9 protein-coding genes are annotated in these 11,455 nt (G+C 45.2%); 4 read left to right on the plus strand and 5 right to left on the minus strand.

Annotation, left to right across the window (positions count from 1 at the left end):
• Positions 1–80 precede the first annotated feature (80 nt).
• Positions 81–611, plus strand: coding sequence for a DinB family protein (locus tag BMZ72_RS13685; protein ID WP_089809178.1), 531 nt, complete (start codon positions 81–83; stop codon positions 609–611).
• 86 nt (positions 612–697) lie between these two features.
• Here BMZ72_RS13685 and BMZ72_RS13690 read toward each other — a convergent pair whose 3' ends face one another.
• Complete coding sequence (locus BMZ72_RS13690) at positions 698–1,450, minus strand: SDR family NAD(P)-dependent oxidoreductase (RefSeq protein WP_089809180.1); 753 nt, start codon at positions 1,448–1,450, stop codon at positions 698–700.
• Between the two features lie 83 nt (positions 1,451–1,533).
• On the minus strand, positions 1,534–2,133 hold the full coding sequence (locus BMZ72_RS13695; protein ID WP_089809183.1) for a Crp/Fnr family transcriptional regulator: 600 nt from the start codon (positions 2,131–2,133) through the stop codon (positions 1,534–1,536).
• 418 nt (positions 2,134–2,551) lie between these two features.
• Here BMZ72_RS13695 and BMZ72_RS13700 point away from each other — a divergent pair, with 418 nt between their 5' ends.
• Entirely contained in the window at positions 2,552–4,057 is a 1,506-nt protein-coding gene (locus tag BMZ72_RS13700) for a hypothetical protein (protein ID WP_089809185.1), read from the plus strand.
• Between the two features lie 138 nt (positions 4,058–4,195).
• On the plus strand, positions 4,196–4,795 hold the full coding sequence (locus tag BMZ72_RS13705; RefSeq protein WP_089809187.1) for a hypothetical protein: 600 nt from the start codon (positions 4,196–4,198) through the stop codon (positions 4,793–4,795).
• A 95-nt stretch (positions 4,796–4,890) separates the two neighbouring features.
• Here BMZ72_RS13705 and BMZ72_RS13710 read toward each other — a convergent pair whose 3' ends face one another.
• The 3 genes from BMZ72_RS13710 to BMZ72_RS13720 all read right to left on the minus strand — a co-directional run bounded on the left by BMZ72_RS13710 (position 4,891) and on the right by BMZ72_RS13720 (position 10,031).
• Positions 4,891–6,951, minus strand: a complete 2,061-nt coding sequence (locus tag BMZ72_RS13710) for a flavin monoamine oxidase family protein (RefSeq protein ID WP_089809189.1) — start codon at positions 6,949–6,951, stop codon at positions 4,891–4,893.
• 40 nt (positions 6,952–6,991) lie between these two features.
• Positions 6,992–8,713 (minus strand): alpha-keto acid decarboxylase family protein, encoded by a 1,722-nt coding sequence (locus BMZ72_RS13715; RefSeq protein WP_089809191.1) that lies wholly within the window; start codon positions 8,711–8,713, stop codon positions 6,992–6,994.
• 307 nt (positions 8,714–9,020) lie between these two features.
• Positions 9,021–10,031 (minus strand): metallophosphoesterase, encoded by a 1,011-nt coding sequence (locus tag BMZ72_RS13720; protein WP_089809193.1) that lies wholly within the window; start codon positions 10,029–10,031, stop codon positions 9,021–9,023.
• Between the two features lie 120 nt (positions 10,032–10,151).
• Here BMZ72_RS13720 and BMZ72_RS13725 point away from each other — a divergent pair, with 120 nt between their 5' ends.
• Complete coding sequence (locus BMZ72_RS13725; RefSeq protein ID WP_089809195.1) at positions 10,152–11,024, plus strand: TIGR02452 family protein; 873 nt, start codon at positions 10,152–10,154, stop codon at positions 11,022–11,024.
• The last annotated feature ends 431 nt before the right edge of the window (positions 11,025–11,455 follow it).

The raw sequence follows: 11,455 nt of genomic DNA on the forward strand, positions 1-11,455 counted from the left end.
AAATGAGGCTTACAATAGAGTTTATGGAGGGATAAATATATAAATTCGGGATGACTTAAGCTATTAAAAAAATCCACATTATGCAAACACCTGATCCTGCTGGCATTCTGGAACAATTCAATCATACTATCACTACCTGGATAAACTACCTGGACGACTATACTCTTGAGATGTTACACCAACAACCACTGCCTGGCAGCTGGTCACTGGGACAGGTGTATATCCATATTATCGACGATACGCAGTACCAGGCAGGACAGATGAAACAGGCCCTGACTGATGTGCATAACAGCCATGAAGACATGCATCCTAACGCCAGACAGATGTTCCTCCATAACAGCTTTCCTGATATACAGATCGAAGGACCTGCTACTAATACTCCTATCAGACAACCACAAAGTAAAGAAGAACTACGGGAGGCATTGCTGCAGATCAAAGCAGACGTGAATAAATCAGCTGAAGATCAGCAGCTTCTAAAGGCAAAAGGGAAATCCCTGCATCCGGGGCTTTTATATTTTAGCGCTGCTGAATGGGTACAATTTATGGAGATGCATATGCGACACCATTTCCGGCAGAAAGAACGGATAGATATGCGGCTATTTACCTGTTAATGAAACACTTATAACAACAAAAACAGCTCCCGGCCCCAACAAAGGCAGGAATATTCCTGCCTTTGTTGGGTATAAAACATACTATTTTAAAGATCCCGGTAACCACCATCCATTAGCAACTCCCCTCCTGTCATATAAGACGAGTCATCGGACGCAAGGAACAAAAATCCTTTTGCCATTTCTTCTACCGTACCAGCTCGTTTCATCGCTACTGCACCTTCAAAAAAGCCGCGCACCGAATTTGCATACTCCTGGGTATAACCGGCCTTTGCTAAAAAAGGCGTGTCAATAAATCCCGGGGCCAATGCATTTACCCTTATTTTCCGTGTGGCCAGTTCTGCTGCCAATACTCTCACCAGCGCTCTTTTTGCAGCTTTGGAAGCGACATATGCGCTTCCTTCTATGAAGGCTTTATCAGATACAGTAGACGTGGTAATAACAATAGAAGCGCCCTCATTCATATATGGCAAGGCATGTTTTATGGTGAAGAATGCCCCTTTATAATTGATATCCGTTACTTTGTCAAATATCTCTTCTGTCATCTCAGCGATTGGCGCCGTCAGCATTGTACCCGCATTTACGACTAATACATCTATTTTCCCGTGTGTAGCATGGACCTGCTTAAAGAGCGGTGCGAAACTGCTCATATCACGCACGTCGCTGACAAAGCCCATTGCGCCATTTCCTATTTCAGCCACCGCACTGTTGATCGTCTCCGCATCACGGCCCGTAATAACGACTTTAGCGCCTTCCTGCGCAAATAAATTTGCCGCACCCAGACCAATGCCGCTGTTTCCTCCGGTAATAACGGCTACCTTATTCTTTAACTTCTGTGACATATCTCTTTGTTTTGTTACCACAAAGCTCTCACAGAAATATCAGGGCAAAAATCAGGCAGATTAAAAAAAACAGTTCACCTGGATTAACTTTTTGATGGTTTGGATGCTGCTTTTTTATTACGGATCTTAGAAATAAACTGCGTAGTTACTCCCAGGTAAGAAGCTATCGCATACTGTGGTACCTGCTCTGACATGCCCGGATAAGCGGTTATGAAGTCATTGTACCTTTCTTCAGCAGTACGTGTCAATGAGGCAATGATCCTGCGCTGGTGATAGGCAGCAAGACCTTCTGCCGCAATCCGGAAGAAGGTCTCAATGTTATGATATTCCCGTTTCAGGCGTTGCTCTGTTTCATATTCTATCTGCATCACTATACTATCCTGCAATGCCACCACAAACATCGTAGCAGGCTTCTGGAAAATATAACTGCTGTAGTCACTGATCCACCAGTCATCTATCGCCAGCTGTATGGTATGTTCGGCACCATCAGGACCTACCACATAAGAGCGGAAGGCACCTTTGATAATATATGTCCGGACACGCGCGGTAAATTCAGGTTGAATAATAAACTGCCGCTTCTTAATACGCTTTACCGCAAAGGCCGCGACAAGTACATTCAGTTCATCCTCCGGCAGCAAGATCCGCTTTGAGATATGTTGCTTCAGTACTTCCGACTCATTCATAATGACAAATTTAATACAGCTATCATCCAGATTACTTACCCTAAGTTAAACCACTCCCGAAAAACAGAACAACATATATTGTTTTCTCAACAATTTAAAAAACACCATAATACTAACTAACTCATTGTAAAATATTTAGCGCCGTAAATTGATTTACTTGTCCGAATTATCTGTATATTTATTTTGCAGACCGCACCTCAAATAACGACTCAGAAGACCATAACCGATTACATCAAGCAATTCAAAAATTGAAATCCTTAATATATTAGTGTAAGCCTTATCTGAAATCCACGCGACAATAGTCCAGCGTAGTGTACTGACATGTCATATCACGACACCTCATATGCAGGAGTGATGCCTGACGGTGAAACTATTGTCTCATTTTTCCACACCATCACACCCAAATCCACATTGTAAAATGAAGTACATATTCAATAGAAAGATATGGCTGCTGATCATGCCCGTTACAGCCGTTATTTATTTTTCCTGTGCAAACAATGCTGAAAAGAAAACGTCAACAGCGAATGCTGATAATGCCGGCTCCTGCCAATGTAGTGACAGTATCAGTATTCCATTCAATAATAATGTTCCGGGAGACCTTCCTCCGGGGCAATTCTCCACCCAGCAAAATGCCAATTGCTTTGGCTGGTGGGAGTTCGTTACCTTGAACTGGCCTGCACAAGGCGACTTTTTCGGTCAGCCTGGCAGCACGGCGCCGGTACAATGGGAGAACTATATTACTTCTGAAGAATTATATCCGTCTGATGGTGCAGCTCCCCGTGCCTGGGCACAATTACGGGAACACTTAAACCTTCCGAAAGATGTACTGGCGAAGGACGAACGTATGAAGGAAGCTACACTCCTGCTGAGCATGACCAGCAAATTCGACGGGTTGCCGATGTTTCTGGATAGTATGAATACAGAGGAAGCACAACCTCAGTTCAGTCCTGCGTGGCTGGGGGCACAGAACGGGACCAATGTATGGTATGCCATCCATTTTAACCAGGATGAGTATAACTATATCGTAAACAACAAATTTTACGATGCCTACAAACAGCATGAAGCTGTTAACAAAGGCGTCCCGATCGTATTCCCTTCAGGCGCTTACAATGGCCCCAGCGGTGCAGTAGAGATCAAATCTGCGTGGCTGGAAGTAACTGATCCGGATAATCCTAAATGGAAAACCTACAAATTATCCAAAGCAGTTGTAGAGGATTTCAAAACCGGTACTTACCGTTATTCACTCGTTGCGCTTGTCGGACTGCATATCCTGCAAAAAACCACTTCTCAGCCACAATGGGTGTGGACAACTTTCGAGCATGAAGCGAATGCGCCGGATATGAACCAGACCGATACGACTTCAATCGCATATAATTTCTATAGTCCTGATTATAAACCGGCTACTGTCAAAGTACCCAGCGGCTGTAATAATAAAGATACCACCTTTACGCTCTCATCATTGCCTAATCAGGCGCCGCCCTACTATCTCTGCAAAGGCCTGGGTCCTGTGCCTATACAGGTAAAAAGGCAGTTTCCGATAGATTCACTGGCGAAAGCAGCTAACAAAACGCTGCATGCATATATCGAAAAGAATTATGCAGGGTCTATATGGTCACATTACCACCTGGTGAATGTATTGTGGTCTACCAAAACCCCGCCGCCAGCTATCCCGGAAAAGCCGCAGATACAGCCTTTACATCCGATAGCGATGGCGCCATCACCGAAAGACCAGCCAGTTGCAAACACGACGATGGAAACTTACATTCAGTCGCAAACCTGTACCGGTTGCCACCGGTTCACACAGATTGCGCCTATTCCAGGTGACACCAATCCGAAGTTTGCGGCCGACTACACGTTTTCGATGTTCAACGCCAGCTATCCTGGAAAAAGGATCATTCAGAAAATTGACAAACAGAAAAAGTAGGACGGTAATAAATGAGAAAAAACAAGTTACGGCCCGTTTTCGGGCTGTTTCTTTTTATACTCATTCTTAATTCGTTATTAAATAATACATTCAAAATATTCTATATTTGACCTGGAATTGAATTTCAAACCTATACCAATGGATAATTTAGATATCGTACAGATATTAGGAACCGGCCTGTCCGGATTCGGCTTTTTGTTGATGTATCTGGCATATAAACTGATCAGTAGTCTGGTGCCCTTACCCAACGTTAATCCCAATATCATCAAGATGATCAACCGCTATATGCTGGTTTGTTTTATCATGACAGTGACTGTCGGTGTTTTTACCTTCATGACTACTTCCTATAAGAATAACGTGATCTCCGATCAGGCAGCCCTGATCAAGAGTAAAGATACTGTCGTGAATATTCTGACAGCTGCCCAGAATGCTAAACTACTGTCTGACAGTCTTTCCCGTAATATGGACGGTCCGCTGGCAGGTGAAGTAAAAACCAGGCAGAATAGCTACCTGGATACCTTACAGAAGTATATTGACGGAGAACACAATCCGGCACAACATGAACGATTCAACCGGTATAAGGAGAGTCTGACCACTATCACGGATTCCCTGACCATGGATAATCTTGATCGCAGGAGAAAGGAATTTCTGAAGGAGAAATATGTAGGGATCAATGACTCTATTACAAGATTCTCGTTAAAACTGGCAGACGCGAAAAGCGTAGTTGCTCCGAAATAAGACCTGCTCAAATAAGAAAAGGTGTTGTATCTATATACAACACCTTTTCTTATTATATCCATGGAAGCGGCACCATTTACACAGCACCGGCAGGTTTAGGCAATCTCAGCTGCCTCCATGTTTTTACTACTTTTCTTTTCCTTTTCTTTTTCCGGTTGTACATATGGACAGATGAACGGATATGCCGTATTATCGATCAGTGGTTCTATACCGAAAAAGTCATTCAGTACAGATTCCGCTGTGCAGTAAGCACCTTCTACCCAGGCCTGGTCATTGGAATACGCCTCTCCTACGATGAAGATATTCGCGTCCTGACCCGGATTGAGTGACGATGGTTTACGGATCTTCTGCTGTACATCGCATACATCATAATGCGCTGCCCAGGCATGATAACCTGCATTGAAAGGCGGTAGGGACCAGTCCATAAACCTTGTTTCCAATGGCTCAGGAACGGAGTTGTAATCTGACTGCGGACCAAAATGCACGGCAGCCAGCTGCGTACGCAGCATTTTGATCATTGCTTTGGATGGTTCCCTTGGTCCGTCCAGTGTCTGGAAGTCTTCAGAAGTTGGTTTGAGACGCGGCTGGTTCGGTCCCAGCTCCATCTCTTTCCAGAAGCTGGCGTACGTTTCATCATCATAAGCAGCCAGCAGACCATAGACTTTCTTCGCCTCTTTATTCAGTGCATTATCCCCGAAATAAACAACCTGGCGAATAGGCATATCTGTTACGCTTGGCCCGATCGTATTGCGATGTGCGGCCAGCAGCAATTGCTTTTCCTGCCCTACTGTCAGCCTGTTATCGATCGCCAGTTCCACTGCCTTCACAAAGGTATCCGTAGAAGCAAATGGCGTTTCAAAGATGTTGGTATTCGTTTTAAGATCCTTCAGGTATTGCTCTGGAAAACCTGCTTTTCTCAGTTCTTCGATCACGTCGTGTGTGATCTCATACCCATTGATCTGGGCCGGATAGGTCGGCGGGGTCTTTGCATTATCCGCCCACCATGGCTCATGGAAGAACATACCTATTTTGTAGGATGGCTGTAAAATGGCCGATTCCAGGTAGAGCTGTACTTTGGAAGTGTTCAGTACATCTACAGCGCCCTCCAGATCTTCGTAACGCGTTGCCTGTGCTACTTTTTCGATTGGTGCACGGGACATGGCCATCCAGGCAGCGTCTGTCTCAAAGACGCCATTTTTCTTATTGGGGTTTTCGCGGGAAGCCGTCGTATACCTGATCTTATCGCCCACCTGCAAAATGGAATGCAGACGCGTATTGTGCTTATAATTCAGTTTTACGCCCTTTTCCTTCGCCAGGTCTTCAATGGCGTTAAACAGGGCTGTAAACATGTAAGAATAGCCTTTTGTCAATGTCTTGTACTCCGTACCCGGTGTAAATTCATTATTGGCTTGGAATGCTACCGCTGAGTTCCAGTTGATCACGTTAGAGCTATATCCGTTTCCATCTGAAGTGTAGTTGAAGCCCTCAGTTCCCAGTTGATCGAACATCAGGTTCCAGTAGCCGATATCGCTTAACTTATCCCCTTTCTTAAAGGCTGATCCGTCCGGCATATTAACCTTGATCACACCGTTGGCGTAGAAGTTACACCATTCGGCTCTTGTCTGCGGACCGGTATGAGCGGTCACTGCCAGGTTTTCCACGATGTTAAAACCGGTATCAGGAGAAGCCGCTGCACCGTAGTTATCCACATTATAAGGGGCAGGATTATTTGAAGAGATCTGGTTCAGATACATATTCTTCGTACGCAGATAATACAGCGGGTTGGTGGATTCATTAAAAGGTACCGCATATTTATCCAGACCAAGTTTTTTGATCACGGTAGTCACCAGGCGATGTCCACCCGCTTTGGCGTCATTATCCCCATTCCAGTATGAATAACGCATACCTCCTACTTCCAGGTAGGAATTGTCTGGGTCGTTTTTATAGTGCCATGTACATACGCGGGCCCCTGGTTCACGGGTACCTTTGTTTTTGTCATTAAAGGCATAATGCCCGAAATCAATGAGGTCCAGTGTATCGCCGGCAGTCAGCTGTTTCGCCTTTGCACCGGTGTCTGTTACTTTACCATTCAGCAATCGCCAGGCAGTGTAAAGCCCTGCTGCTCCGGCGCCAAAAATTGAATATGTTTTAGCCATTTTTGTGGTGATTTGAAGGTGAGGAAATGTGAGATTGATATCAAGGTTCAAGGCCAAGACGACGCATCTGTCCAGGCAGGTCTTTCTGAGGAATAACGACTTCTACCAGCGCAGGTTGATTAGTTATTGCAGCGATAGTTGGGAGCAGGTCTTCCAGTTCCTTTACGGTAGTAACCCGGAAACCCTGTGCGCCAAAGGCTTGTGCTAATGCGAGATAATCCCATTTCGGCAGGAGATCAAACGTATCAAATTTGTGTTCCGGACCCGGTTTAAACGCATCCATATTCACGTATACCTGCTCGATGGCATATACCGCATTACTCATTACAAATACGACTGCATTGAGGTTATTTCTGGCCAATGTAGATAATGACTGGCATACCGTCATAAAGCCGCCATCACCTGCCACGGCCCATGCCCGTTTACCACTGCCCAGCTGTGCACCGGTAGTGGCACCGGTTTCATAACCGATGATCTGCCAGGCGGCTGAAGAGAGGAAACTGTTCTGCGGCAATCCATAAGCATTGGTAGCCACATACATGGCAGAACTGATACCAAATGTCCAGACGATATCTTTCAGCATATTCTGGTCATTCAGGAATTTCATGGTATGCTGAAAGAAGCGGTTGTAGGTGAGGATATGCGGTTCTACATCAAAAACAGGATCTGAATTGGAGATCCATGGTTCAGGATAAGGCGGTTGCGGAGGTGCTGTTACATTCAGCGGATAAGGCGCTCCATGTAGTTTGAAACGATCGATCAGCGCACGCATGAAATCTTCCATGGTCACTTCTTCATAAATGAAATAACCCACTCTTACGAGTTCAGTAGTAGCCAGTACCATATCTGCATACTTGTTCTCTATAAACCACAGATAGTCATCTGTGATAATAGTGCCCAGTGTCAGGAAACAATCAGATTCCGCTACCAGGTTACGTACGCTTTCAATGGAAGCCTGATCAGAATAAGTGCCGATAAATTTATCCCCACCTTCATCCAGGACTGTTTTACCCAGACTGGTGGTAGTATAAAGATATCCGCTGACGTCGATCAGTTCCTGTAAAAGCGGGGAAAGTCCGTGACGTAATACTTCCACCCCCGCAAAGATCAGTGGTTTCTGTGCAGCTGTCAGCTGTGCCCATGCTGTATTGACTGCGTTCTCCAGCGCCAATGGTTCGCTCACAAATTTGATCGCTTCCAGTGGTGTTTCTGAAGGACGTACGCAGGGTTCTCCCCATACTTCTTTGTAACACTCAATAAATACCGGCCGCTTGTAGGTCAGGGCTGCTACTATCAGCTGATCGATCTTTTCCGCTGCACCCGCTGAAGTACTGAGCGTTTCTGAAGCAACGGTTACCTGATCATAAACTTCCTGATCCGCAGCAAGATTACCGGTAGAGTGATGATACAACACATCATACATCTTGGTGATCTGTCTTGCATCGGCGCCGGGAGTAGCAGAAATAACCACAACAGGACTCCGCTCTACAAAAGCGCCACCGATTGCGTTGAGTGCAATGAAGGTACTTACCCCATATTGCAGGGATACAGCTCCCAGTCCGCGGGTACGACCATAAGCATCCGCAGCATACGCTGCATCCAGTTCATTGATAGCGCCAACCGCATTCACGCCGGGGAAATGTTCCAATGTTTGAGTAAAGTGCTTTACATAGTCTCCGGGGATCTGGAAGACTTCTGTAACATTCAGTTGTCTAAGCCGGGTTAATAAATAATCCGCGACGGTAAATGTTTCGTTTTGCATGAGTTGTGGTTTACGATGATCTTTCGAGGAATACTATGGGCAATAGCAAACATGACCGGGCATATCATGCCGGTTACCTGCAACAAATAAGATTATTTTACCAGTTATTGAATTCCGCAGCAAAAAACACGAAGCGCCGTGGTGCAGCTACATCGTATGTTCAAATGTGAATTGAATTGATTAATTCTCTGAGGTCGATTTTGAGTATAGTATAGATTATTCTGAGTCGTTGTAATTAATATCCCACGAACTGAAATTATGGCAATTTTGTTTAAAAACAAAAAACATCGTTTTATTACTCATTGTCTTATAAAGACATTCCAAGGGCACTTGCCAATGCCGTTATTTTAGCCGGTGTATTCAGACTTTTTTCCATATCTGCTACTTTCAGATTACCTGCCTTGATTTTAAACAGATATGTTTTGAAGGCATAGTGATTGGCTATTATGGAGAACTGTTCTCCGTGTGTCTCTGTCAGCTGTTGCACAAATGCCGCTATCCCTGTTATCAGTGCAGGATACGTGGCGGATAAACGGGCTGACCATTGCGCAATGCCAGACAGGTATTCCTTTACTTCCGGTACCTCTATGTAGGCAAGCTTCTCCAGCTGTTTCTGTATATGCTCAAAGGTCATGTTTTCCCAGTCCTTCGATTTGAGTACCGGTATCTGCCAGATCGCCTGCTCTTCTTTCCAGTAATCACGTTCTACTTTTACTTGATGCATAATAAACCCTGGTAATTCTATCGCAGTAAGATAACCCGCATGACACGCCCCGGTGTCAATTCCCCAGGTATTGTTCTTTATTTCGGGTAATGCGCCTGTCACGTGATGACCGTAGATCAGGGGTTTATCACCCAGATATTGATTCACCCATTCCGGTGCGTTGCCATATTTCTTTTCCAGGTAACGTTCTCCTGCCGTAGATCCACACAATACTTCTTCCCGCTGCGCCGGTAAAGGCGCATCATGCTCAAATGCGGCATGTACAATGATGGCTTCCGGCGTTTCATGGAAATATGCCAGGGTCGCACACCATTCCAGGAATGCAGGATAAGTTTCTCCGAATTGCAGTCTGGCGATTTCCTGTGCATAACTCAGCACACCGTTCAGGTGTTTACGTTCATGGTTCCCCATCAGCACTTTACTGTTTGGTCTGTTCCGGAAGTATTCATATACCTCACGGGATTTCCCTCCACGGTCCACGATATCTCCTACGGACAGCAACAGGTCATCCGCCTGTAATCCCATCAGATCAGTCAGTTGTATCAGTTCATCATAACAACCATGGATATCTCCTACGACGAATGTGCGGCTCATATAGCAGTATAGGGTAAGGTTAGAGCCGGAAAATTACGCCTTTCGGGAAAAATAATTTGTCTGTTTCAGGAAAAAGATTTCTCTTTGTGTCGAATTAACGCAAAGTAAAATTAACCCACTATGAACAAAAATGAAAGAGTGGCGATCGCTTATGAGACCCTTGATATTTTAAGCACGGGTCAATACAGCAACCCTGAGAAAGAGCTGGTAGATATCAGTGCGGAACTGCAATACACAGTGGATAACACGATCCATTATACCCCTGAGGATTTTGAAAACGTGCTGATTGCGAGAGATCGCATGTTGCAAACACCTGTTGCAGACACCTGCATCTATGAAGTGACGTCAGAAACGACCTTTGGCGCGGCCGAAAGACTGATCCGGGAGCTCGGTCAGGAAGATGTATGTTGTCTGAATTTTGCCTCTGCAAAGAACCCCGGCGGTGGTTTTCTGGGTGGTGCACAGGCACAGGAAGAGAGTCTGGCGAGAGCCAGCGGACTGTATGCATCGCTTAAAACCAAACCTGAGATGTATCATTTTAACCGTGCAGATGGCAACCTGCTGTACTCGGACCATATGATCTACTCACCGCTCGTACCGGTATTCAGAAATGATGGCGATCAGCTGATTAAGCGTCCCTATTTTGTATCCATCATTACTTCTCCAGCTGTCAACAGAGGTGCACTGATTGAAAATCAGCCGAATAATGCACACCGGATAGCAACCGTGATGAAGGAAAGAATTGAAAAGCTGTTGTCAGTCGCTGTCATCAACAAACAAAGCACCCTCATCCTTGGCGCCTGGGGCTGTGGTGTATTCAGGAATAAAACAACCGATGTAGCGGCCTGGTTTGCCCATCATCTACTGCATAATGAGGTATTCCGACATGCCTTCAAAAGAGTGGTTTTTGCTATCTATGATCCATCGGAGAAAAAGCAGAGCAAAGACGCTTTTGTAAATGAGTTCAGCCGTCCTTTCACCCCTGTTGTTTAACCCCTGCTTTACCGGACCGGATGTAAGTCGCCTGCGTGTATCAAAATGCACCCGCACTAACCCTGTATACGGGTTATATACGACGCATACACGACGCATATACGACGCATCTCCGGAACATCAATATAGGAATCAGATACCCCAAATGACCAGATTCCCTGCCTGAGAGGTGTAATTTTGTCACCTTCCGGGAAATCTCAACATCCATCAGACCCCGGAAAGGTGTATCGGTATATTCCCGGTACACCTTTTTTCATGTGGCGATATTGGCCAGATGCCGTTTTAATAAGGCTTATCCTACGTTAATCCTACGTTCATGAACGTAGGATTAACGTAGGATAGTAAATATCAAATAAAGATCAGAACAGGAATCAATCGTCCTCCCTGCCCCTCTTTTTCTTAATTTTAGTACTGTATCAAAAAGGCTGGTT

Origin of the sequence: Chitinophaga sp. YR627 (assembly GCF_900114995.1) — a bacterium.
Taxonomy (GTDB): domain Bacteria; phylum Bacteroidota; class Bacteroidia; order Chitinophagales; family Chitinophagaceae; genus Chitinophaga.